The organism is Mesorhizobium sp. Pch-S (assembly GCF_004136315.1).
In the GTDB taxonomy this organism is placed as follows: Bacteria; Pseudomonadota; Alphaproteobacteria; order Rhizobiales; family Rhizobiaceae; genus Mesorhizobium.
In genome coordinates this window covers 3,410,601-3,434,588 of sequence record NZ_CP029562.1, presented here as the reverse complement: position 1 = coordinate 3,434,588, position 23,988 = coordinate 3,410,601, and the positions used below count along the sequence as shown (strand labels likewise).

22 protein-coding genes are annotated in these 23,988 nt (G+C 60.2%); 11 read left to right on the top strand and 11 right to left on the bottom strand.

Going from position 1 to position 23,988, the window contains the following annotated elements; all coding sequences use genetic code 11:
* Positions 1-63 precede the first annotated feature (63 nt).
* Both C1M53_RS16135 and C1M53_RS32370 read right to left on the bottom strand, forming a co-directional pair.
* Complete coding sequence (locus tag C1M53_RS16135; protein ID WP_129413161.1) at positions 64-711, bottom strand: phosphoribosyltransferase; 648 nt, start codon at positions 709-711, stop codon at positions 64-66.
* A 4-nt stretch (positions 712-715) separates the two neighbouring features.
* A complete protein-coding gene (locus C1M53_RS32370) occupies positions 716-844 on the bottom strand; it encodes a hypothetical protein (protein WP_281040899.1) in 129 nt (42 codons plus the stop codon).
* Between C1M53_RS32370 and C1M53_RS32160 the strand changes: the two genes are divergently transcribed.
* The 5 genes from C1M53_RS32160 (at position 843) to arcC (ending at position 6,540) form a co-directional block, all read left to right on the top strand.
* Entirely contained in the window at positions 843-1,649 is an 807-nt protein-coding gene (locus tag C1M53_RS32160; protein WP_245488163.1) for a DUF2267 domain-containing protein, read from the top strand. The genes C1M53_RS32370 and C1M53_RS32160 overlap by 2 nt on opposite strands.
* 266 nt (positions 1,650-1,915) lie before the next feature.
* Positions 1,916-3,382 carry an arginine-ornithine antiporter gene (gene arcD / locus C1M53_RS16125; protein ID WP_129413160.1) on the top strand — a complete coding sequence of 489 codons (1,467 nt, stop codon included), beginning with the start codon at positions 1,916-1,918 and terminating at the stop codon, positions 3,380-3,382.
* A gap of 11 nt (positions 3,383-3,393) precedes the next feature.
* On the top strand, positions 3,394-4,608 hold the full coding sequence (locus C1M53_RS16120) for an arginine deiminase (RefSeq protein ID WP_129413159.1): 1,215 nt from the start codon (positions 3,394-3,396) through the stop codon (positions 4,606-4,608).
* Positions 4,609-4,619: 11 nt separating this feature from the next.
* Positions 4,620-5,621 carry an ornithine carbamoyltransferase gene (argF, locus tag C1M53_RS16115; protein ID WP_129413158.1) on the top strand — a complete coding sequence of 334 codons (1,002 nt, stop codon included), beginning with the start codon at positions 4,620-4,622 and terminating at the stop codon, positions 5,619-5,621.
* 1 nt (position 5,622) lies between these two features.
* Entirely contained in the window at positions 5,623-6,540 is a 918-nt protein-coding gene (arcC, locus tag C1M53_RS16110; protein ID WP_129413157.1) for a carbamate kinase, read from the top strand.
* A gap of 329 nt (positions 6,541-6,869) precedes the next feature.
* Here the strand turns inward: arcC and C1M53_RS16105 are convergent, their stop codons facing one another.
* The 3 genes from C1M53_RS16105 to C1M53_RS16095 form a co-directional block, all read right to left on the bottom strand.
* Complete coding sequence (locus C1M53_RS16105) at positions 6,870-7,706, bottom strand: universal stress protein (RefSeq protein ID WP_129413156.1); 837 nt, start codon at positions 7,704-7,706, stop codon at positions 6,870-6,872.
* A 179-nt stretch (positions 7,707-7,885) separates the two neighbouring features.
* Complete coding sequence (locus C1M53_RS16100; RefSeq protein ID WP_129413155.1) at positions 7,886-8,290, bottom strand: host attachment protein; 405 nt, start codon at positions 8,288-8,290, stop codon at positions 7,886-7,888.
* A 139-nt stretch (positions 8,291-8,429) separates the two neighbouring features.
* Positions 8,430-9,266 (bottom strand): universal stress protein, encoded by an 837-nt coding sequence (locus tag C1M53_RS16095; protein ID WP_129413154.1) that lies wholly within the window; start codon positions 9,264-9,266, stop codon positions 8,430-8,432.
* Positions 9,267-9,474: 208 nt separating this feature from the next.
* On the opposite strand from C1M53_RS16095, the gene C1M53_RS16090 reads away from it, so the two are divergent.
* On the top strand, positions 9,475-10,995 hold the full coding sequence (locus C1M53_RS16090) for a bifunctional aminoglycoside phosphotransferase/ATP-binding protein (protein ID WP_129413153.1): 1,521 nt from the start codon (positions 9,475-9,477) through the stop codon (positions 10,993-10,995).
* Between the two features lie 43 nt (positions 10,996-11,038).
* Here the strand turns inward: C1M53_RS16090 and C1M53_RS16085 are convergent, their stop codons facing one another.
* Positions 11,039-11,536: a cytochrome b gene (locus C1M53_RS16085; protein WP_129413152.1), complete on the bottom strand. Its 498-nt coding sequence runs from the start codon at positions 11,534-11,536 to the stop codon at positions 11,039-11,041.
* 126 nt (positions 11,537-11,662) lie between these two features.
* Entirely contained in the window at positions 11,663-14,407 is a 2,745-nt protein-coding gene (locus C1M53_RS16080) for a bifunctional acetate--CoA ligase family protein/GNAT family N-acetyltransferase (RefSeq protein ID WP_129413151.1), read from the bottom strand.
* Between the two features lie 203 nt (positions 14,408-14,610).
* On the opposite strand from C1M53_RS16080, the gene C1M53_RS16075 reads away from it, so the two are divergent.
* Complete coding sequence (locus tag C1M53_RS16075; RefSeq protein ID WP_129413150.1) at positions 14,611-14,877, top strand: DUF302 domain-containing protein; 267 nt, start codon at positions 14,611-14,613, stop codon at positions 14,875-14,877.
* Between the two features lie 11 nt (positions 14,878-14,888).
* Positions 14,889-16,784, top strand: coding sequence for a heavy metal translocating P-type ATPase (locus tag C1M53_RS16070; RefSeq protein WP_129413149.1), 1,896 nt, complete (start codon positions 14,889-14,891; stop codon positions 16,782-16,784).
* On the opposite strand, the gene C1M53_RS16065 is transcribed toward C1M53_RS16070, so the two are convergent.
* Both C1M53_RS16065 and C1M53_RS31745 read right to left on the bottom strand, forming a co-directional pair.
* Entirely contained in the window at positions 16,756-17,739 is a 984-nt protein-coding gene (locus C1M53_RS16065; RefSeq protein WP_129413148.1) for a zinc-dependent alcohol dehydrogenase family protein, read from the bottom strand. The genes C1M53_RS16070 and C1M53_RS16065 overlap by 29 nt on opposite strands.
* A gap of 4 nt (positions 17,740-17,743) precedes the next feature.
* Positions 17,744-17,905, bottom strand: a complete 162-nt coding sequence (locus tag C1M53_RS31745) for a hypothetical protein (RefSeq protein WP_165358157.1) — start codon at positions 17,903-17,905, stop codon at positions 17,744-17,746.
* A gap of 213 nt (positions 17,906-18,118) precedes the next feature.
* On the opposite strand from C1M53_RS31745, the gene C1M53_RS16060 reads away from it, so the two are divergent.
* Together C1M53_RS16060 and C1M53_RS16055 are read left to right on the top strand one after the other, a co-directional pair.
* Complete coding sequence (locus C1M53_RS16060) at positions 18,119-18,766, top strand: helix-turn-helix domain-containing protein (RefSeq protein WP_129413147.1); 648 nt, start codon at positions 18,119-18,121, stop codon at positions 18,764-18,766.
* 41 nt (positions 18,767-18,807) lie between these two features.
* Complete coding sequence (locus C1M53_RS16055; protein ID WP_129413146.1) at positions 18,808-19,326, top strand: GNAT family N-acetyltransferase; 519 nt, start codon at positions 18,808-18,810, stop codon at positions 19,324-19,326.
* Between the two features lie 155 nt (positions 19,327-19,481).
* On the opposite strand, the gene mgtA is transcribed toward C1M53_RS16055, so the two are convergent.
* Positions 19,482-22,133 (bottom strand): magnesium-translocating P-type ATPase, encoded by a 2,652-nt coding sequence (gene mgtA, locus C1M53_RS16050; protein WP_129413145.1) that lies wholly within the window; start codon positions 22,131-22,133, stop codon positions 19,482-19,484.
* Positions 22,134-22,181: 48 nt separating this feature from the next.
* Positions 22,182-22,994 carry a universal stress protein gene (locus C1M53_RS16045; protein WP_129413144.1) on the bottom strand — a complete coding sequence of 271 codons (813 nt, stop codon included), beginning with the start codon at positions 22,992-22,994 and terminating at the stop codon, positions 22,182-22,184.
* Between the two features lie 140 nt (positions 22,995-23,134).
* On the opposite strand from C1M53_RS16045, the gene fixJ reads away from it, so the two are divergent.
* Entirely contained in the window at positions 23,135-23,746 is a 612-nt protein-coding gene (gene fixJ / locus C1M53_RS16040) for a response regulator FixJ (protein ID WP_129413143.1), read from the top strand.
* Positions 23,747-23,988: the final 242 nt, after the last annotated feature.

The following is a 23,988-nucleotide window of genomic DNA, read 5'->3' as shown; positions in this document are numbered from 1 at the left end:
ATAGCCCTGCGCCGGTCCAAAATAAAGCGGATCACCCGCAAGGCTGCGGCGGTACGCGGCCGGTCATGAGACCTTTGGTCCGTGGCGCTGGAGGGTTTGCACGACCTCTTCGTCCGTCAGCTGGGGAAAATCGCGATAGTGATAACCTAGGGCAAGGAAGCGGGTGGGCGTATGGAGGCAAAGGATCCGATTGGCCTCGTCTAACAGCTGCGCCACCGCATCCGCCGAGGCAACAGGGAGAGCGACAATGATCTCGCGCGGCGACCGACGCTTCATGGCGCGGATTGCGACTTTCATGGTGGTCCCAGTTGCCGCGCCATCATCGGCCAGGATGATCGTCTTGCCAGCGACGGAAAATGGCTTGCGGTCTCGCAGGTAGGCGACCCGACGCCGCTCCAATTCCGGCCGCTCGTGACTGACAAGACCCCGCAGTGCAGCGTCATCGAGGCCATACGCCTCAACAATTTCGCGGTTAAGAACCACGTCCGGCGGGGTGCCGTCGACGATCGCGGCAACGGCCAGCTCCGGATTGCCGGGAGCGCCGACTTTACATACGAGGACGAGGTCAAGGGGCGCCTTCAGCGCATCGGCGATCTCGGCGGCAACCGGAACACCACCTCGCGGAAGCGCCAATACGACCGGATCGACGAGCTTGAATTTGACAAGCTCCTCCGCAAGTTTCCGCCCCGCCTCCTGTCGATTCTGGAACATCGGTCTAGTCCACGGGCCAAAGCTCACGCAGCGGCTTCATCATCAAATTGCGCGCCTGCATAATCCAGCCGTGGCAGATGTGCCGATCCGGCAGATGCATTTGCAATGGGAAGATTGGTGGCGCTTCGGCCATGGTTGATCTCCTGGATGGGACGAACTTTTCGCAGCGTCCGCCATCTTCGCCCTTCCACCCTCCCCGGGTGTCGAAGCCGAAGCATGGCGACCACCCTGCCGGACGCTCTTTCCAGCTCGATCCGCCGCTCAGCCTGCGCGCGCACGCACGCATTGGCGGATGCCGGTTCGATCCAGCAAGGATTTCAGTTAACGCTGCCCGGCCGGCAGGTTCCTTGACGCGGATCAAACTCGCCAAAGGAACGAACCTCCCATCAACCTCCAGCATGTCTGCGGCAATTTCTGCGATGAACGGCAAACTTGATCTGACGCAATGCGGCAACCCTTCCGGCGCATACAATGAGCTGCGACCAGGCGATGGGACAATGATCATGGTTAGCACCGGATCCCACACGTACAACGACTTCACCCGGGCGGCCGAGCAAGCCCAGCACTGGGTCAATGAGCTAGCCGAAGACATGGGCTGGGACGAGCATGACGCCTTGCGGCTTTTGAGGACGGTCCTGCACGCGATACGCGATTGGCTTTCCATTGAGGAAGTGGCTGATCTTTCTTCGCAGTTGCCCACCCTGATCCGGGGCTTGTTCTTCGAGGGGTGGACCGCGGATGAACCGGTCCGCGATCGCAACAAACGCGATTTCGTCATCCGGGTCAGGCATGGGTTCGGCTACGATCCAAATCTTGACTACGACCGTGCAATAAGTGCTGTGTTTACGCTCCTCGATCGCCACGTCTCGCACGGCGAGATTGTCCAGGTCCGCCATTCCATGAAGAAGGCGCTGCGACAACTGTGGCCCCATCTGTGAAAGCGTCGCGGTTCTCGCGACAGGACGGCCTGACGCTGTTGATAGCGCAATTGGCCTAGGCTGCAGATTGTGTCCCGCTCGCCTCGTGAGCGGCCGCTCTGCTTGCTGGCAGTCGCCAGACGGCTTCTTTTCCCGAAACAGACTGAACCGGCCAGCTTGAGTCAGACATTCCCCTACCATCCCGCCCGTCAAAATTGACGAGCGTCAAGGCTTGCTGTCCGCGATTGCTGTTGACTGCCGCCACGGTCCCAACAGCGGAGGGCGCAATGTCCACAACCGAAATCAATATTCCCATTCACGAGGCCGCACCGGCATCATCTACGAAACTGAAACTCGGATCCCTGACAGCACTTGTCGTCGGCTCGATGGTGGGTTCGGGCGTCTTCAGCCTGCCGCAGAACATGGCGGCAGGCTCGGGCCCGCTGGCGATCCTGATCGGCTGGGCAATCACCGCGGTCGGCATGCTTGCGCTGGTGTTCGTCTACCAGTCGCTGGCAACACGCCGGCCAGAGCTCGATGCAGGTCCCTATGCCTATGCCAAGGCGGGGTTCGGCCCCTTTATCGGTTTCACCAGCGCCTGGGGCTATTGGATCAGCGCCTGGGTCGGCAACGTATCCTATGCCGTGATCGTGTTCAGTGCGCTATCGTATTTCTTCCCGGCCTTTGGCGACGGCAACACATGGCAGGCGGTGCTGGGCGCATCGATCCTTTTGTGGGTCATCCACCTTCTTGTCCTGGCCGGTATTCGCCAGGCGGCCATCATCAATCTCATCGTGACGGTCGCCAAGATTGCTCCTGTCGTTCTTTTCGTCGGCGTGGTGGCAGTGGCTTTCAACCTCGACGTATGGACCCTGGATTTCTCCGGTTCGGGCAACCCGGCCCTCGGAACGATCACCGCCCAGGTTAAGAGCACCATGCTGGTCACGCTTTGGGTCTTTATCGGCATTGAAGGAGCGAGCGTGTTTTCCGCCCGAGCCGAGCGCCGCAAGGACATCGCGACCGCAACGGTGCTTGGCTTCTTCACCTGCCTGGCGCTCTATGCCCTGGTCTCGCTGCTCTCGCTGGGCATCATGAGCCAACCTCAATTGGCCGCCTTGAAGAACCCTTCCATGGCCGGCGTTCTTGAAGCCGTCGTCGGGCCTTGGGGCGCCGTACTCATCAATCTCGCCTTGGTCGTGTCAGTTGTCGGCGCCTTCCTGAGTTGGACCCTGCTGGCGGCAGAAGTCCCCCATGTCGCTGGCAAGGATGGGACCATGCCCCGGTTCTTCAGCAAAGAGAGTGCACGTGGCGTCCCATCGACGTCGCTGCTTCTCACCAATCTGCTGGTTCAGGCCTTCCTGGTGATCACGCTGTTTGCCAACAGCACCTATCAGGCGCTGTTCTACATTGCCTCTACCGCCATCCTTGTGCCCTACATCTTCTCAGGAGCTTTTGCAGCCAAACTGGCATTGACGGGCGAAAGCTATAGACATGGTGAGCAGCGCGCAGGGCCTTTGGTCGCCGGCCTGCTGGCCACTCTGTATGGCGCGTGGCTCGTCTATGCAGCGGGGCCAGCGAACCTGTTCATGTGCGCAATACTCTACGCGCCGGGTGTCGCCTTTTTCGTCTGGGCCCGCCGCGAAGACAACAAACGTGTCTTCCATCCCGTGGAAGCGATCCTCGCGATCGCGCTGATCGCAACCGCCATCTTCGCCGTCTACGAAATGTGGACCGGCGCTGTCAGCGCGCTGTGAGTGCCGGCACCATGACAAATCTGGGAGTCCATTCAGAAACTGGCCATCTGCGCGAAGTGATGGTCCATAGGCCAGATCTGAGCCTGCGCAGACTGACGCCGGAGAACTGCAAAGCGCTGCTCTTCGACGACGTTTTGTGGGTAAAGCGGGCGCGTCAGGAGCATGATGTCTTTGTCGACGCCCTGCGTGAGCGCGGCGTGCTCGTCCATTCCTTCGGCGAGCTGCTTGCGCAGACCATGAACATACCCGAAGCACGGCAATGGCTTCTCGACCGCCGCTTGCACGCCACCGTCGTTGGCCTGGACATGGTCGACGAGATGCGGGGATGGCTCAATGAAATGCCATCGGACCTGCTGGCAAGTTATCTGGTCGGCGGGATCGCACGTGCGGAGCTTCCATTTGAACCGAAAGGGCTGACAGGCAGGACGCTGGCGCCGCAAGACTTTGTGCTGCCGCCTTTGCCGAACCAGCTTTTCACCCGCGACAGTTCTTGCTGGGTCTACCGTTCGGTTTCCGTCAATGCGATGTTCTGGCCTGCACGGCGACCGGAAGCGGCCAACGTCGAAGCCGTCTACCGCTATCATCCGCGTTTCGCGCCCGACGGTTATGCCTTCGTGTCTCCCACACCTGGGCCTGGCGTCAGCCTCGAAGGAGGCGACGTCATGCCGATTGGCCAAGGGGTTGTCCTTGTCGGCATGGGGGAGCGCACGACACCACAGGCAGTAGGAGAGCTGGCGCGGAGCCTGTTTTCCGCCGGAGAAGCGACCCGCGTGATCGCAGCCTTGATGCCACGCGATCGCAGCTTCATGCATCTCGATACGGTTTTCACGCTCTGCGATCGGGATCTTGCAACCATGTACCCGCCAGTGGTCGATCGGCTCCGCACGTTTTCGATCCGTCCCGGCGCGGACGACGCGGCAGTTGATGTCATAGAAGAGAAGGCTTCATTCACGAGCGTCGTTGCAGAAGCACTCGGGCTAAAGGCATTGCGCATCATCGCCACCGGCGGTGATCGTTATGAAGCCGAGCGCGAGCAATGGGACGACGGCAACAACGTGGTCGCGGTCGAACCGGGGGTTGTCATCGCCTACGACCGCAACGTCTACACAAACACGCTTTTGCGTCGTGCAGGCATCGAGGTGATCACCGTCGAAGGTGCCGAGCTCAGCCGTGGCCGCGGCGGCGGCCACTGCATGACCTGTCCTATCGCGCGCGATCCCCTCTGAAAGGAAAAACGATGTCGATCAACCTGCATGGCCGCTCGGTGCTTTCCCTGGACGATCTCACGGCGGCGGAAATCCGTTTCCTTTTGAAACTGGCGGCGGATCTCAAGGCCGCCAAGCAAGCGGGGCACGAGATTCCACGCCTCGTGCGCAAGAACATCGCCCTGATCTTCGAGAAAGACTCCACTCGAACACGAACGGGATTCGAAGTTGCGGCTTACGACCAGGGCGCTCATGTGACCTATTTCGGTCCGACCGGCAGTCATATCGGACACAAGGAATCCATGAAGGACACGGCACGTGTGCTGGGGCGCATCTATGATGCCATCGAGTACCGGGGCTTTGGCCAGCATCAGGCCGAACTGCTTGCCACACATGCCGGCGTCCCTGTCTACAACGGCCTGACCGACGAGGCGCACCCGACGCAAATCCTCGCCGACTTCATGACCATGCGCGAATTCACGCACAAACATCTCTCGGACATCACCGTGGCATTTATCGGTGAGGGACGCGACAACGTCGCCCAGTCGCTGGCTGTGGGCGCCGCCAAGGTCGGCATGGATGTGCGCATCGCATCCCCGAAGGAACTTTGGCCGGATGAGGCGCTGTGTGTACATTTGCGGGAACTGGCCGACGGCAGTGGGGGACGCTTTCGGCTCGATGAAGATCCGGCCGCTTGTGTCGAAGGTGCCGACTTCATCTATACCGATGTCTGGTTGTCCATGGGCGAAGACAAGGCCGGCTGGAAGGATCGCATCCGGCTTTTGACGCCTTACCGCGTGACGCCTGGACTTATGGCCGCGAGCGGCAATCCGCATGTCAAGTTCATGCATTGCCTGCCCGCTTTCCATGACACGGACACCGAAGTTGGCGCCTATGTGGAGCGCGAATTCGGGATCGACTGCATGGAGGTCACCGATGAGGTGTTCGAGTCGGCGGCTTCGATCGTGTTCGACCAAGCGGAGAACCGAATGCATACGATCAAGGCGTTGCTGGTAGCAACGATTGGCGGTTGAAATGCTGATCGTTGCAGCCCTCGGGGGGAACGCGCTTCTAAAGCGTGGCGAGCCACTCACCGCCGAGAACCAGCGCAGAAACGTCAGGCGCGCCGCGTCCGCTTTGGCAGCTCTGATCGGCGAAGGTCATTCGCTGGTTGTCACTCACGGTAACGGCCCGCAAGTGGGCCTGCTCGCACTGCAATCGGCTGCCACGCCTGAAACAGAATCCTTTCCACTCGACATCCTCGGCGCCGAGAGCGCCGGGATGATCGGCTACATGATCGAGCAGGAACTCGCCAATCTCGTCAGCACAAAATCCTTCGCGACATTGCTGACATTGATCAAGGTGGATCCCCGCGATAGCGCGTTCGCGCATCCGAGCAAGCCGATAGGGCCGCTTTACGACGAAGCGACCGCAACGCGGCTTGCTGACGAGCGCGGTTGGGCGATCGCTCCTGATGGTGACAAATGGCGCCGTGTGGTGCCCTCACCGCGCCCTCTCGAAATTCTGGAAGTGTCCGTGATTTCCTATCTGGTCGAGCGCGAGGTCGTTGTCATCTGCACCGGCGGCGGCGGAATCCCGGTGATTGCCTGCGGCGACGGCAGTATAGCCGGCATCGAAGCGGTTATAGACAAGGATCTGGCAAGCTCGCTTCTAGCGCGTCAGCTGAAGGCGGACATGCTATTGATGCTGACAGATGTCGATGCCGTCTATGTCGGTTATGGCACGTCGGATCAGCGCGCTCTCGGCGAAGTGACTGCGGCAGAATTGGCGGGCCACAATTTCGCTTCCGGCTCCATGGGTCCGAAGGTCAGTGCGGCCATTGAGTTCACCGAAGCGACCGGCAAGCCGGCTGTAATCGGACGCCTGGAAGACGCGCTCTATATGGTGGAGGGACGCCGGGGGACGTCGATAAAAGCTCAGCCGCCTGCCTGAGATTCTACGCAGAGATTCGCTCAAGAAGAACGCAATTTTTGGGCCCGCTTCGCCGGCCCTTCAGCGGAACTCATCGTCCCGCTTCTGGCAGTTCGCCAGGTCCTTCGACCAGTCGCCTGGACCAGGCTCCGGCATCGCTCAAGCGGCGCAAATTCTGATCAACGGTCGCTGCACCAGCCAACCGCCGGCATGATACCTTAGAGTAATTTCAGGCATCCGCGTTGGCCTGGGACGAAGCGGTTGCATATCACCTGTAGCGCGCGCGTCCCTTTGGTTCGCTTCCAGATGGGCGTTGTCGCAAAATCGCTGCGCACTTTGCACGATAAGCCCTAGTGAGACATCAAGACCGGCATGCGCAAATCCGACAGAATTCCTTCTGTTGCCCCACCGAGCACCATATCCCTGAGACGGGAATGACCATATCCGCCCATGACAAGAAGCTTGCCGCCTATCTTCTCAGCGTGCTCCTGAAGTGCAGTTCCAATCGGATTGTGTCTGGCTCGCAGCGCCTCGGCCGACGCGTGAAGCCCTCGTGCCTTGAGACCAAGCGCAAGACGCTCAGCGATATCCTGGCGCGGCAGAGCCTTCTCATCCACGACGGTGACGACCGATATTGCCCTTGCCCGTTCCAGGAAGGGGCTGGCATCGGCCACCGTTCTTGCGGCCACGCGGCTGCCATCCCAGGCTACGACCACGTGTTCGAGGTCGCCAACATTTTCCCAATCCGGAAGCAGCAAGGTGGGACGGCCCGAACTGAAAATGACCTCCTTGGCAGCCGACTGCAAGGCTTCGCTATTGCGTGCCCATCCGACCATGCAGAGATCGAAATAGCGCCCCTCTCTGGCCGCGATCTCTCCCATCAATCCCGGCGCCGCCTTGAGTTCCTGTGTCGTCAAAGTGACCTTGCGTTGTTCGGCCTCGGTTGCCACCGCAGCCAGAAGATGTTTGCCACGGCTTCTGCTGGCAGCCTCCGCCTCGCGAATCTTGACGGGAAGATCGAGCAGCAAACTGGACAGTGCGTTCGAAACGTCCGGAATGTCGACATCGATCACCGCCGCATCGAGCGCGGCATCCAATTGAGCCGCTATCGCCACGGCATTAACAGCAACCTTGCGCCCAGGCGAATCCGGAAAGGTGGGCAGAAGCACACAGCTCAGCACTTGCATCAGCTTGATCTCCTTGGCTGAAGCTCAACATCGACGACGGCTTCTCGCCTTGACACATATCAAGTTCAGCTCACCTGATGGTTGGTGGTGATCCGAAACTCAGAAGTTCGTCCCCACACGGGCCGCGCTGGCCTCCGCACCGCCAGGCGAGCGCGAAATGAATTGTCGTGGCAGCAAGCTTAGGATGCGGCAATCGCGTTCTTGATCGATTCCACCGACTGCTTGACGAAGTCCTTGCCGACCTCGCCAGCCAGCTTCGCAATGAGTACGGGCTGGTAGTGCTTGCGCAATTCTCCCAGAGTACGCCGGTCAGCGATCACCAACAAATGCTCGTATGTCGGTTCCGCTGCCTGATCATTCAGATAAGCCGCTACAGATCCGGCAAAATCATCCTCACGCAACCGCGCGTCATCCGGCTTCGCGGTCGAACTGCGATGGCGACCGCCCGAGCCGGCATGGATCCTGTCCATGGCCGGTCCGTCCATCTCGATCAGCTCAAGATGCGGCTCGTGGCCTTTGCTTTTAAAAAGCCTCAGCCGCTCGCCATCCGTGACCGCGACAAGGGTATCGTTTTTGAGGATCATGAGTCTCTCCAGAACTGGTCAGGCATAAGCCCATCGATCGAAGCCAGAATGGCGCATCCAAGCGCCAATACGTTGATCTCGAGCAAGAAGCGGGCACCTTTTGAACCGGCAGGCCTTTCGACGATGCCGGCTCAGAGGTCTATCTCGCCAAGAATATGGGCAGCGGCGGATTGTCGATTGCCGAACGGGTCGCGCCGCCAAAGATGCGTTCGCGCAGACGAGAATGACCATAGGCGCCCATCACCATCAGCTCAGCTGCGGTATCGATCGCATGCTGAAAAAGCAGGTCGGCCACCGACTGGTTTGAACTCGGAAGACGATCGACCACAACCTTCACGCCGTGGCGGGCCAGATAGGCCGCAATATCGGCTCCGGGTTCGTCGCCGTGGTGCAGTTCGTCCTTGATTGGATCGATCATCACGATACGCACCTCCGCCGCCCCGACGAGCAAATCAAGGGACTCGCGCACCGCCCGCGATGACTCCAGACTGGCATCCCAGGCGACAAGCACACGTTTCGGTTTCAAGGTCGCATGCGCCCCCTGCGGAACCAAAAGAAGCGGCTTGCCCGACCAGAACAACACGGCTTCGACGATCCGCTTCTTGAAGGTGACTGTCGCCAGCACCTCAGGTCCGAGTACCGTCAAGTCAGCATAGCGCGCGCGCCTTCCGATAACCTCGTCCGCCCATGCTTCGTCGGGATAGTTGCTGCTCAGATCGGCCGACACCGCACTTTGCGACAGCATTTTTGACACGATAGCGGTTCGCTTCTCCAACTGGCGCATCTCGGCCTCGCGCTCCTCCAACCAGGCCGGAGACACAATTGCCGCATATCCTCCTCCGGAGGGCGGCGCAGCAAGCACCAGGACAAGAACCGACATGTGGGCATTGATCTCTTCACAGAGACCAGCGACGAGCTTCAGGTCGCCTTCGCCTTGACGGGCGCCGGTGATCGTAAGCACTGATTTGAACGGCATGGCGGCATTCCTCTCCCAACCGGATCCACGAATGCCCTAGCCGTAGCTGATCCAGCGAATTCGTCTTTGCGTTGCGTCAAATCGATCATCCTGCGGCTTGACGCCGATCAACGCGGACGCTTGCGCGAAGGCGCTAGCCTATGTCGTCGGCCGACCCGATCTGTGAGCAGCCGATGGTGGATGACCAGCCCGCAAAGGAGTACGCCTCATGATCCTGCAAGATCAGGAACCCGTGGTCGCGATGCTGACCGACCCGGCTACCTACTGCGAGCCGGGACCGGTCGAGACGCTCGAAACCCACATCTCCCGGATTTTTCTGATAGGGCGCCGCGCTTTCAAGCTGAAGCGCGCCGTCAAACTGCCCTATGTCGATTTCTCCACGCCTGCCCTGCGCCTTGCAGCGTGTCTGAAAGAGGTGGAGTTGAATTCAGAGACGGCCCCTGGCCTCTATCTCGGCGTCAGGCGTATCACCCGCGACGACGATCGGCTCGTGCTGGACGGGGCCGGAGAGCTGACCGATGCTGTGATCGAAATGGCTCGCTTCGATCAGTCCTGCCTTCTCGACCGCATGGCCATCAGCGGCCAACTCACCCCTGATTTGATGACGCAGGTCGCGCGGATGATCGTGCGCTATCACCGCGGCGTTCCGCCCAGTCATTCGGCCAGCGGATCTTTAAACATCGGCGGGGTGCTGGACATCAACGCGGCCGGCTTTGCAACGAGCCATGTCTTCGCGGCGACGGAAGTGGAAGCCCTGACCCAGGCTTTGAGGACCGCGCTGTCACGCCACTCCCGTTTGCTCGACGACCGCGCTGCGGCCGGCCGTATACGCCGATGCCATGGAGACCTGCATTTGCGCAACATCTGCCTTTTGAACGGTGGCCCACACCTTTTCGATTGCATCGAATTCAACGACCAGATCGCCACGATCGATATCCTCTACGACCTTGCCTTCCTGTTGATGGATTTGTGGCATCGTGGCCTTCCGCACTTCGCCAACCTTGTGATGAACCGCTATCTGGACGATGCCGACGAAGAGGATGGCTTCGTTCTTCTGCCATTCTTCATGGCGGTGCGCGCTGCGGTTCGTGCGCACGTGGTGGCAACCCAGGTGGAGGAGGGCGCTGCGGACGCTGCCAGACTGACGTCGGAGGCAAGGTCATATTTCGAGCTCGCGCACACGTTGCTGAGCGAGCATCCGCCGCGTCTGGTAGCGATCGGTGGCCTGAGCGGGTCTGGCAAAACTACGGTGGCTGAAGCAATTGCCCATGCCATCGGGGCGCCGCCCGGCGCCCGAATTGTCGAGAGCGACCGCATCCGCAAAGCCCTGCATGGTGTGCCGGCCGAGACGAAGCTTCCAGACAAGGCATACTGTCCCGAAGTTTCTGAACGCGTCTATCGCCAGATTGCCTGGCGCAGCGACCTCATTCTTGCCGAAGGCGGTTGCGCCTTGGCGGACGCCGTCTTCGACAAACCAGGCAACCGCGACAGCATCGAACGGGTCGCCCGCGACAGATCCGTGCCCTTCGCGGGGTTTTGGCTGACGGCTGATCCGTCGGTGCTCTGGTCTCGAATTCGGGCGCGCAAGAACAATCCCTCGGATGCCGACGTCGACATTCTTTCGAAGCAGTTGCAACGCGAGGCCGGGCTGATCAGCTGGCGCATGATCCAAACCGATCGTCCGGTCGACGAGATCGGTCTGGAGATCATCAACGCTGTTGGAGATTGACGCTGAGGGCGCATCGGAAATCGCCGGTCGGTTTTGCGATCCACTATCGCGCCGGTACCATCATTTTCTTGAGGGTGCCGTCGCGCAACCAGAAGTGATGGTAGAGAGCTGCCGTCACATGGGCCACAATCAGGATGATGAAAGCCGGCTTGCCGAGGGAGTGAATGTCACCCCACGGATCGCCGAGATAGAAGGCAAGAAGACCAGCGATCGGGGTCGCCAGCAGCAGGACGTAAAAGAGCGCATGGGAGGCCCGAGCCGCGGCCTGCATCCACCTTGGACCCGCATCTGCTGGCACGGGCGCGCCTGAAGCAAACCGCAAGCCAAGCCGCATGAGGACCAGGACGAGAATGATCAAGCCGACCCAGTAATGGGCCGAGCCGAGGGCCTGATCGGCCCCCGTTACGACATGCCCCTCCTCGGTGGCATCGACCACCGTGGTCATGCTCTCCCCGAAGAACAGCTGAAACAACACCAGCGCAGCAATGCACCAATGCAGCGCAATCTGATAAGATGAGTAGCCGAGTCTATTTTCAGACATTTCACAACTCCTAAATATAGGACGCAATGACCACCAAGAAAATCGAATAAGCGACTGGATTTCGACGGAATTTGGCTCGAATTCTCCCGCAAATATGGCAAAACGCCTTATGCACCGCGCCAAGCATCATCTCCCACTCGACACAGAACTGGTCGGGAAAACACCCAAGCCCCAAGATCGTGGTTCGGGCGGGTTGATCTCAAGACTGACCGCCGACAGTCCGGGCTCGTTGGGAAGATGTGCCACTGAGAAGCCGAACTCCCGGCACATGGCGAGCATTTTTTGATTCTCGTTGAGGACGATGCCCTCAATCCTGGCGAGACGCTCGGCCCTGGCGTAGTCGACGATCTGACTGAGCAGGTGCCATCCCACTCCGTGACCTTGAAGGTCTGTGCGCACGAGAAGGGCGTATTCACCGCTTGTATGATCAGGGTCGCAGCATAGACGCCCGATTGCAGCCAGCATGCCCGTGTCTTTTTCGAGCACGGCGAAGGCCATGTCACGGTCGTAGTCGAGTTGCGTCAACCGCTTCAGCATCTGATCAGGAAAGTTCTTTCGCGGCGCGAGAAACCGCAGCCGCAGATCGTCTGGCGAGATTTTTGCCAAGAACTGGGGGTAGAGCGCGGCATCTGCCGGAGCAATCGGCCGGATGTGAAACGCCATTCCATCCGACCGGAAATCGCGGCTCCATCCGGTTGGAAGGGGTCTTATCAAGAGCCCCGGGTTTGGTCCCTGTTCCTCCACGCGGTCTGGATCGATTTCGATGCGCGCGTCGAGGGCGACCGCGCCTGCCACATCGACGAGCAGTGGATTGATATCGATGGAAACAAGGCATGGGAAATCCACGATCAGCTGGGAGAGGCTGGTCAGCGCGGCGATGATTGCCTCCCGGTCTGCCGGTTTTCGATCGCGATAGCCCGCCAGAAGACGGCTTATGCGGGTCCTGTCGACGAGGTCCCCTGCAAGCACGTTGTCGAGCGGCGGCAATCCAATCGCGGTGTCATTCAACACCTCAACTGCAACACCGCCGGCACCAAACAGCATGACCGGGCCGAACACCGGATCCAGATGCATGCCCAGGATGAGTTCTTGCGCATCCTTGCGCTCAATCATTTCCTGGACGGTGAAGCCATCAAGGAGCGCCGTGGGCACTTCCGCATGAAGACGGTTCTCGATCGCTTTCGCCACGCGTGCGGCCTCATCGGCGCTCCTGACATTGAGAGCCACACCACCGACGTCCGATTTGTGAGAGACCGTTTTCGACAGCAGCTTGACGGCAATCGTGGGTGAAATCTCGAGAAGCTGATTGGCAGCCTCCGCGACCTTCGCACTCGACCCGGCAATGATGGTTTGTGGAATATCCATGCCATAGAAGGCGATGACGGCCTTGGCTTCCGGTTCCGTCAGCATGCGACGCCCTTCAGCCGCGGCCTGCCGCAGGATCGGATAGACCGCCTCCTTGCAATCCATAGGCGCCGCTCGCCCGGCGGACGGGACGCGCAGAAGCGCGCGCTGGACGCGCGACCATTCGCACAGATACGACGCCGCGGTCGCCGCGTCCTCGGGTGTTCCGAAATTTGCGATGCCGGCCTCGTTCAGGATGGCGCGACCTGCGCGAGCGCTATGCTCACCAAGCCAGCAGGCAAGCAGCGGCTTTCCGGAAATCCGACCACCATCGCCAAGTTCAGCGACGACCTTGGCGGCTTCGGTCGAGGAGCCAAGCCCCGTCGGACAGTTCATCACCAGGATCACATCGGTCTGCGGGTCTTCGGCCAGCGCTTCCAATGCTGCCCTGTAGCGTTCGGGCTTCGCGTCACCGATGATGTCGATCGGGTTTGCACGGGACCAGGTGGCGGGCAGCACCACGTTGAGCCGCTCGATCGTTGGCGCGGCAAGCTCAGCCAGTTCACCGCCGCGATCCATGAGCCGGTCAATCGCAAGAACGCCGGCTCCTCCGCCATTTGTGATGATGCCGACCCGAGCCTGTTCCAGTGGCTTGTGATGGGCAAGCATCTCGGCGGCATCAAGCAGTTCGCCCAGGTCATTCACGCGCAGTACCCCTGCCCGCCCAAACGCGGCCTCGACGACCTTGTCTGCAGCCGCAAGCGCCCCCGTATGGGTCGTTGCCGCTTTGGCGGCCTGTTCGTGCCGTCCCGGCTTGATGCCGATGACCGGTTTGAGGCGGCCGGCCGCGCGCGCCGCCGACATGAACTTGCGTGGGTTGGTGATCGTTTCGAGATACATCACGATCGCGCGCGTGTGGACGTCTCCGGCCAGCATGTCGAGGCAGTCCCCGACATCGACGTCAGCCATGTCCCCCAGTGAGAGGATCCTGGAAAAGCCGACGCCGTTCTCCGCAGCCCAATCGATCAGCGATGTGGCGATGGCTCCCGATTGTGAGAGCAAGGCGATGTTGCCTGGCCGGGCAGGCATATGGGCAAAACTGGCATTGAGTTTTATCGGCGGGATCATCAGTCCTACCGTGTTCGGGCCGATGATGCGCATTAGCGAGGGTTTGGCTGCATCGAGCATTGCCTCGAGCAGACCGCCGCTGCTGGTGAGACCCGCTGTGATGACAACGGCTGCACGTGTTCCCTTCTCACCCAGCTCCCGCACGAGAGCGGGAACGGTGATCGGCGGAGTTGCGATCACGGCCAGGTCGGGGATGCCTGGCAGGTCGGCAACCTTCGCGTAGCAGCGATGGCCACGCAGTTGTGTGTATTTCGGGTTGAGCGGCCATATCTCACCCGCAAACCCGCCGCTTGTGATGTTGTCGAATACGACCTTGCCGACTGACGCTACGCGTTCGGATGCTCCCACGACAACGACTGATCGTGGCGAGATGGCATATTCGAGGTTCCGGACAGTCATCGCTTGCTCCCGTCGCCAGTTTCCGCAAATGCGGCCAATCATTCCTTGCGCTGGATCAATGCGCGCCCCGACCGGTGCGCGCTAGCTGACGTTGCTGAAGGAGCAACCGATGGCCGACACTTTCAGCAAACGCCTCGCCTTGCAGTTCCCTGAGACGATCGAAGGGCTATGCCGTCCTGACCAGGATCGATGTCCAACAGACGATGAAAGCCAAGCTCGGCGAAGAATTCAGGCCATACATCATGTTGGGAACGTGCAACGCGCATTTTGCCTGGCGCGCGCTCCTGGCAGAAGACAAGGTCGGAGCGCTGTTGCCGTGCAATGTGATTGTGACAGAAACGGCACCTGGCACGGGCGAGGTGGCTGCGGCGGATCCGGTCACGGCGATGGGGATCATCGCCAATCCGAGGCTCACCGCCATTTCCGAGGACGTCCAGCAATTGCTGCAGGAAGTCATAGTCGAACTGTGAGGTCGTCCGGCATGAAAGAATCGATATTGCGGCGTGCACTCCTGGCTTTCGCCGTTCTGGGATTGGCAAGCGGCGTGACGATCTGGTTCGTCGGCACGGGTCCGCTTCCGCCGGAAACGATCTGGACGGTGGCCACCATGCCAATCGTTGTCATGCTGGCAATATCGATCCTGCGTGATTTCTGGATCGGCCGGGTGGGCGTCGATGCCATCGCGCTCATCTCGATGGCAGCGGGGCTCAGTCTTGGCCAGCCTCTGGCGGCGATCGTCGTCGCCATCATGTATGCAGGTGGAACGGTACTGGAAGACTTTGCTCGAGGACGTGCAGAGCGAAGCCTGCGCGCTTTGGCCGATCGAGCCCCCCGCGTGGCGCATCGGAAGTCAGCAACCGGTACGGAGACCGTCTCGGTCGATCAGGTCGCTGTGGGTGACGAACTCTTGGTGCATGCCGGGGAATTGCTTCCGGTTGATGGCACCTTGACTGATGCCGCAGCCCTTCTCGATGAATCCGCCGTAACGGGGGAGCCTTTGCCCGTGCGACGGAGCGCCCTCGAGCCGTTGCGCAGTGGTACCGTCAATGCCGGAGACAGTTTTTTCATGCGCGCCTCGGCGACCGCCGAAAGAAGCACCTATGCAGCAATCATGCGCATGGTCGCGGCAGCGCAAACCGTCAAAGCGCCGTTCATTCGTATAGCGGACCGGCTCGCCCTGCTTTTGCTTCCACTCACCCTGCTGGTCGCTGCGGCCGCCTGGTATGTCTCCAACGATCCCATCCGCGGCCTCGCAGTCTTGGTGGTGGCGACGCCTTGCCCGCTGATCCTGGCGGCGCCGGTCGCCTTTATCGGTGGCGTATCGCGTGCCGCGCGAGCAGGCATCCTGATGAAAGGCAGTTCCGCCCTGGAGGCCCTTGCCAGGATACGGACCACCGTCTTTGACAAGACGGGTACGTTGACCATCGGCGGTGCCGAACTGGTTGAGATCGACATTGCCCCCCATCAGCGTGCTGACGAGCTTCTGCGGCTGTTGGCGTCCCTGGAGCAAGCCTCGCACCATGTCCTTGCGAACACCATAGTCCAGCTCGCACGCAAGAAAGGCCTTGTGCTTTGCCAACCGCATCAGGTTCGCGAACATCGTGGGGAAGGTCTTGAAGGACAAGTCGACGGCGTGACTTTGGCCGCAGGCTCAAGGTCGCTTGTCCTCGCCGACAAAGCGCTACCGTATTGGGCCCAGGATGGCGAAGAGAAGCATCGCGATGCGGCGGTACTCAGGGTCTTCTTGGCCCTGAATGGTGAGCTTGCCGGGATATTCACTTTCGCCGACACGCTCAGGGCTGATGTTCACGACACGCTGGATGCGTTGCGGGCCCATGGCGTGAACCGGATTATGCTCCTTACCGGGGATGACGACAAAGCCGCCAATAAAGTCGCGGCTTCTCTCGGTCTCGATGCCACAATCTCCAAAGCCACACCTGCAGACAAAGTCAGAACGGTTGAAGCAGAAAAGCGCGTGGCGCCGACAATGATGGTCGGTGACGGTATCAACGATGCCCCTGCACTCGCCGCTGCCGATGTCGGCATAGCTTTGGCGGCTAGAGGTGGAACCGTTTCATCCGAAGCGGCCGATGTCGTCGTTTTGACCGACAGGCTGCAACTGGTGGCAGAAGCATTGGTGATCGCCAAGCATACGCGGATGATCGCACTTCAGAGCATCGCCGTCGGGCTGGTTCTATCCGGCGCGGCAATGATCTTGGCTGCCTTGGGCATGATTACGCCGGTGGCTGGCGCACTGCTGCAGGAGGGCATTGATGTCGCCGTGATCCTCAATGCCTTGCGCGCTCTTGGCGGAGCAGATGCAAGCTCCATCAGGCAAAAGCGCGCGATCAAGGCTGCAGAACCGCAGCCCCGTTGAGCCTGCCCGTGCGCAGGTCGTCGAGCGCCTGGTTCGCGTCTTCAAGCCGATAGGTCGTGGTGTAGGTGTGCACTCCTGCCTGTTGCGCAATCGGGAAAAACTCCTGTGCATCGCTACGCGTCAGGTTCGCCACCGAAAGCACCTCCCTTTCTTGCCAAAGCAGCTCGTAGGGCATCGAAGGGATATCGCTCATATGGATGCCACCGCAAACCACGCGCCCGCCTTTGCACACTGCCCGCAACGCAGCAGGTACCAGTTCGCCAACAGGGGCGAATATGATCGCGGCATCGAGCTTGACTGGCGGCAGTTCGTCGGATGCGCCAACCCACTCCGCGCCCAACGAACGCGCAAATTCCTGCGCCCGGTCGTCGCCCCTGCGCGTAAAGGCGAAAATCCTGCGCCGCTGCCAAAGCGCTACCTGGGTGATGATGTGCGCAGCCGCCCCGAAGCCGTAGAGCCCAAGGTGTCGACCATCGCCTGCCTTCTTCAGGCAGCGCCAACCAATGAGGCCAGCGCACAGCAGCGGTGCCAGTGCCACCGGATTTGCAGCCGCGTCGAGATCGAATGCGAAGGCATCATCTGCGATGACGTGACTGGCAAAACCGCCATCGCGCGTGTAGCCGGTAAACAGAGGTTGGTCGCAGAGGTTTTCAGCCGCACGCGTGCAGTAGCTGCAACGCCCACATGTGTGTCCAAGCCAGGGAATGCCGACACGCTGACCGAGCCGGCTCGGCGCCACTCCCTCACCGATGAGGTCGACGACGCCGACGATTTCGTGGCCGGGTACGAGTGGACTCTTGGGACATGGTAACTCGCCGTCGACGACATGCAGGTCGGTCCGGCAGACAGCGCATGCTTCAACCCTCACCCTGATTTCGCCTGGTCCAGGGGTCGGGTCAGGGCGATTGACAAGAACCAGGGCCGTACGTGGCCTGTCCAACACCATCGCCTTCATGGATCTAGCTGCGGCGCTGGATTTTCACGCATCGAGGCAAAATCTTGCGACCGAATGTAAGACTCTGGCGCTTATGCATATCTGTCATTTCGAAATAGAGTCCCGTGCCGGCGAGATAGGCAAGGCCCAGCAGCGCGGCATAGATGGTGATGAGACCGGCAGACATGAACAGGCTCCTTTTGTCAGACCTGGCTCATGATTGCAGCAGTGGGTGGCGCGTGCCTTGATCGTCGTCAATCGCCTCGGTTCGCCCTCGTTTTTGCCGCCCAGCAGCGCTGTGGTGCTCCCGCTACGTAGTTTCCCCTACGGATAGAACCGAATTTCGGCGGCCCGGGATTCGCGCGATTGCTGTTGTGACAAGTTCACTGGGATCACAGCCATGTACGCACAGACTTCTGCCAATATCGAATTGCCGTCAGTGTTTCCCCGGCAAGCACCAACAGCCTTATTCGAAGGATCGGCGATACAACCGGTGAGCTTCTTTTCGCCCGGCGCGGAAATCTATGCCCAAGGCGAAAAAGTGAAAGCCATTTACGAAGTCGAGTTCGGCGCTGTCCGCGTCTACAGGCTACTCGCCGATGGACGCAGGCAGATCAGTGCTTTTCACTTTGCAGGCGAGACCTTCGGTTTTGAAGGCGACGCCATGCATCATTTCTTCGCCGAGGCGATCAACTCGACCAGTGTGCGCGTCTTCCGCATCGGCTCGGGAACGGACCTGTCCCACCACCTCCTGCCTCTCGCGCTCAAGGGATTGACCAGAGCACAGGAACATCTGCTCGTGCTGGGTCGCCAGAACGCGATCGAACGCGTCGCCGCTTTCCTGCTCGACATGGCCGAGCGCCAAGGGGATTTACGGCAGATAGATCTGCCGATGTCTCGCATCGACATCGGAGACTATCTTGGCCTTACCATCGAAACCGTCTCGCGCGTCTTCAGCCGGTTGAAGGAAAAGGGCGTCATTCGCCTCCACAGCCTTCGCCGGATCGAGATGCTCAAGCGGGATACCCTGCGCGCCATGGGCGAATGAGATCGCTCGAAACGCATCATATCCAACCGTGGAGAAGGACGATGAAGACCACGCTGACCACCCACTCCGGATTTCGTTTTGACATCCGCCGCGCGCGTCTTGCAGATGAACCGGTCGTGGCCGAATTCTTCAAGCATGTTACCCCCGAGGATCTGCGTTTCCGCTTCCTGGGCACGATGAAGCAAGTATCTCATGAGCGCCTGGTGGCGATGACTCGCTCCGATGATGCGAGCATTCACAACTTCCTTGCCTTTTCCACCGACGGCATGCTGATTGCAGTGGCCACGCTCGCCAGCGATGCAACAGGAAAGCGCGGCGAGGTCGCAATCTGCATCCGTCAGGACCGCAAGCATCTCGGTGTCGGCTGGGAGTTCCTGCGCCATCTCGCGCGTTATGCTCAAGAGCAAGGCCTCGAAACGCTACAGTCGATTGAGGACCGCGAGAACCATGCCACAATCGAACTCGAGCGCGAGATGGGCTTTACGGTTTCGACCGATCCTGATGACCCGACGCTCGTTGTAGTCGAACGCAAACTGAGCACCACTGCCTTGCCTGGATAGTCCTCTCTCCCAAGAACACCGCGAGCAGGCCGTGCTATGAGGCACGGCCTGCTTTTTTTGTCGCCCAACGGCATCGGCGGGAAGCTATGAAAGTTTCGTACGCCATCGATGCTGATCGATTAGCCATGCCTGCTCTGTCGCCTGAGGATTTGGGCTTAGCGACCCTTGCGGAACAGCCTAACTCCCGGCTCCGTCCAACTGCGTTTGGAACGGCGCGCACCAGCAGGGCGTCCTGTTTTGTCCATGCTGTCGATCTCGTGGTCGAAAAGCCAGTGTTTGGTCCATTCTGAAACCATGACATAGCAGCCCGTGATTGCCAGCAGGCCCAACAGCACCGGCAAGGGCAATGGCATCAAACCGAACCAGGTCGCCACGGGCAAATAGGGAATGATGACCGCAACAGTTGCCACCGCCGCAACGAGCGTGGCGAGCAGCCGGCTGGGCCGGCTCGCCCAGAACGCCTTGCGCGTGCGAATGACAAGCAGGATCACAAGTTGGGTCATGACCGACTCGATGAACCAGCCGGTCTGAAACATGGAGGCGTTCGCCTTCACCCCATAGAGCAGGAATGCAAAGGTCGCGAAATCGAAGGCCGAGCTGACAAGCCCGAAGCTGACCATGAACCGCCTGACGAAATGAATGTTCCAGTGGCGGGGCTGCCGCAGTTGATCGGCATCGACATTGTCACTTGCAATTGCAAGGGATGGAATATCGGACAGAAAGTTGTTGAGCAGAATCTGCTTGGCCAGCAACGGTAGAAAAGGCAAGTAGAGCGATGCGGCCGCCATGCTGATCATGTTGCCAAAATTGGCGCTGGTGGTGATGGAAATATATTTCATCGTGTTCGCGAATGTCTTGCGGCCGTCATCGACGCCCCTTAGCAGCACGCCGAGATCGCGCTTCAGCAAGATGATATCAGCGGCCTCGCGCGCGACATCGACGGCCGTGTCGACAGAGATGCCTATGTCGGCTTCGTGCAGGGCCGGGGCATCGTTGATGCCGTCGCCCAGATAGCCAACGACGTGGCCGCGCCTGCGCAGCGCCTCCACAATACGTTCCTTTTGATTGGGATCGATCTCGACGAAGAGGTCGATGTCGTCGACCTTGGCAAAAAGTCCGTTTTTCGTCAGTTTCTCCAGTTCTGCCCCTGTCAGGACCTGGTGCGACCGCAGGCCAATCGCTTCGGCCAGATGCGCCGCGACATAACGATTGTCTCCCGAGATGACTTTCACACTGATACCGCGCTCGGTCAGTCCGCTCAGCGTTTCACGGACACCGCGCTTGGGCGGATCAAGAAAAAGCAGAAATCCCGCAAATATCAGAGCGCGTTCGTCGTCACGGGCAAAGCTTTCGTGTCCGCGAAAGCGCCGGATTGCCAAACCAAGCACGCGATAGCCCTCAGCACTCCAGCGCCGGAACCTCGCCTCGATCGCTTGTCGCCGGGTGGAGTCGAATGGCTGGATGCCGTGGAGATCCTGCACAAAGGCGCACACCTCCAGAACGTTCTGGACGGCTCCTTTGGTGATGAGCAGTTGCTCGCCTGTCCCAGCCTGAACGGCGACGGAGAGGCGCTTGCGAACAAAGTCGTAAGGAATCTCGTCGAGCTTGGTCCATACCGATGCCCCGTCAACAGGCGACGTGTTCGCAATCGCCTCGTCGAGCGGATTTTTCAACCCTGTCTGCAACGTCGCATTGAGCTGCGCCCAAAGAAGGATCTGTTCTGATGGGTTGCCTTCGAGATCGTACCATCCGTCGAGATGAATCACCCCCTCAGTCAACGTGCCCGTCTTGTCGGTGCACAGCAGGTCCATGCTGCCCAGATTTTCGATGGCATCCAGCCGGCGCACAATGACACCGTTGGCGGCCATGGTGCGCGCGCCCCTGGCCAAAGTGACGCTCATGATGGCCGGAAGCAGTTCCGGTGTCAGGCCGACCGCCAAAGCGAGCGAAAACAGCAAAGATTCGACAAGTGGCCGGTCGAGCAGCAGGTTGGTTGTGAGAACCAGCATGACGATCACCAGCATGATCTCTGTCATCAGATGACCAAACTGGCGAATCCCACGGCCAAAATCGGTTTCTGGAATGGCGCGCGCGAGCGCGTGTGCGATCGATGCGAATTCGGTCTGGACTCCGGTCGCCACAACGAGCGCCCTGGCAGTTCCGCTCCGCACCGAAGTCCCTGCAAAGACCACGTTCGTGCGCTTGGCCAGCCGGGCATCGGGTGGGCTAGGGCCGGCGGATTTGAGCACCGGAAACGGTTCCCCGGTCAGCACCGCTTCACTGACGTTGAAGTCCCGTGCGTCAAGCAAGATGCCGTCGGCGGCGATGAGGTCCCCGGCCGACAGGCTGATCACATCACCGGGAACAATATCCTCGATGCCTGTCGGGTATTCCACACCGTCCCGAACCACGACAACCTGCCGAGACATCCGTTGTCGAAGTGTCTCCATGACGCGCGAGGCCCCATACTCCTGGCTGAAGCTGAGCACGCAGCTTGCAAGGACGATTGCGCCGATAATTGCGGCTTCATGCCCTTCCCCCACAAATGCCGATACCAGGGCCGCAAAGACGAGAATGAGGACAAGCGGACTGCGAAACTGGCGGATGAATGTCTTCAACGCCGTTGCACCAGAGCGTGCGCTCAACTGGTTCCGCCCGTGGCTTGCAAGGCGTGCCTGTGCCTCGATTTTCGACAGGCCGGACACTGAGCTCCCCAGCTCTCGCAGGAGCACATCCGAGCCAAGCGCCCAGTAAGCACCTCCAGCGACATTCGCCGGGCCGCCGACCGATGGAGCCTCGCGTGTCATTGTTTCCTGTGGTTTGTTCCCGGAAACGGTCACCGCACGCCCCGGATGTCAATTCGAAAGGATGCGGGTGATGCCGCCCTCGGACATCAACGTGCGCGTGATCCCACCAAAGGCCCATTCCCTCAGCCGACTGTGCCCGTAACAGCCAGACACGATCACATCAGCGCCGATCATGTGAGCGAACTCCACCAGTTGATGGCCACCGGGCTCGCCCAACAGGACCTCGGTCCGCGCCGATACATCGTGCGCCTTGAGGAAAAGCAGGATGTCGGCAAGGCTGGCGCGGATATCTGCCCCTGGCTCGCCTGCCATGGTTGCAACGACAACCTGTCCAGCCCTTGTCAGAAACGGCAGCGCGTCGGTGACCGCGCGCCGGGCTTCGCGACCATCCTTCCAGGCCACGAGGATGGTCTTGCCAGACAGATGCTCGGCATTGTCGGCCGCCAGCAGGACCGGTCGGCCAGCGCCAAGCACCAGGCTGCCAACATCAAGCATCCGGAAGGGATCATCTCCGCGGCCATTGGCCGTGACGATAAGGTCAGCCGACCGGGCAGCGGCGACCAGCGCATGTGTCGGGGTGTGGACGCATTGCATCCACCGGCTTGCGATGGAAGCAGGAACGAGCCGTTCAAAAGTGTTGCGCAACGTCGCCAGGCGCTTTTCCAGCTCCCGGCGCCGCGTCTCCATGACCCCGCCTTCGTAGACGAAACCCTTTTCGGTTGCCACGAGAGGCGGAATATCGGCGGCGGCGAAGCCGATCAGTTGCGCCTCAAATCGCGCTGCCATGGCCGCGGAGAGCTTGACGGTTGGGTCGGGATCCGCGTCAACGGCCAAATTGACGATGATTGTTTTATAGGACACGCTGACACCTCATTGAGGACGACGGAATGCCTTCAATCCCAAGCTTTGGACTGGCGCGCATTGATGCCCGTCAAGAATCGCGTTCGGCAGTTTTCATTCGCAATGACAACGACATCCGGTGAAAGAGGACGACGCCCAAAGTGACCGATAATGTCGTCCACGTGGTCGATGATGATCCCGATGTCCGAAAATCCCTGGGCTTCCTGCTTGCGACTGCCGACTTTGCCATCCGGCTGCATGATTCCGCGACGGCATTCCTGACAGCCGCTTCGACGGAGATCCGGGGCTGCATTGTTTCCGACGTGCGCATGCCGGGGATCGACGGCATCGAATTCCTGCGTCAGCTGAAAGCACGGGGACAAGCGGTACCGGTGATTGTCATAACCGGGCACGCTGATGTCGCACTTGCAGTCCAGGCAATGAAGGAAGGCGCCGTCGACTTCATCGAGAAGCCATTCGAAGATCACGTGCTCATTGATGCGGTGCATTCGGCACTGGCCAATCGCGACCTGGCAGCCGCCACGCATGCACAGGCAGCTGACATCCGCAATCGTCTGTCGACGCTGTCACAGCGCGAACGGCAGGTGCTCGACGGCCTCGTTGCCGGCTTGCCAAACAAAAGCATCGCCTATGATCTGGGCATCAGCCCGCGCACCGTGGAAATTCATCGTGCGAATCTCATGAACAAGATGCAAGCTGGCAGCCTCTCGCATCTGGTGCGTATGGCCCTGGCTGCCGGCTCGCGAGACTAGTTCGGTCTGGCAGGACCATCCCCGACCCGACCAGAATTCCACGGGCGCCAATGGGTTGGTCGTATGTCAACGACAGCGCCGGTGACAACGTCACGCCAGCCAGAAGCCTCCCTTTGGCAGGGAAAAACAAGCGCGTGCACGCCGTCCCGGTCTATGACCGCGAGTTGGAGATCTTGCCCAAAAGGCGCGTTTGCTACCGGATTCCACATCCTGGCAGAGTGATGAAGGTCGAAGCGCGGCGC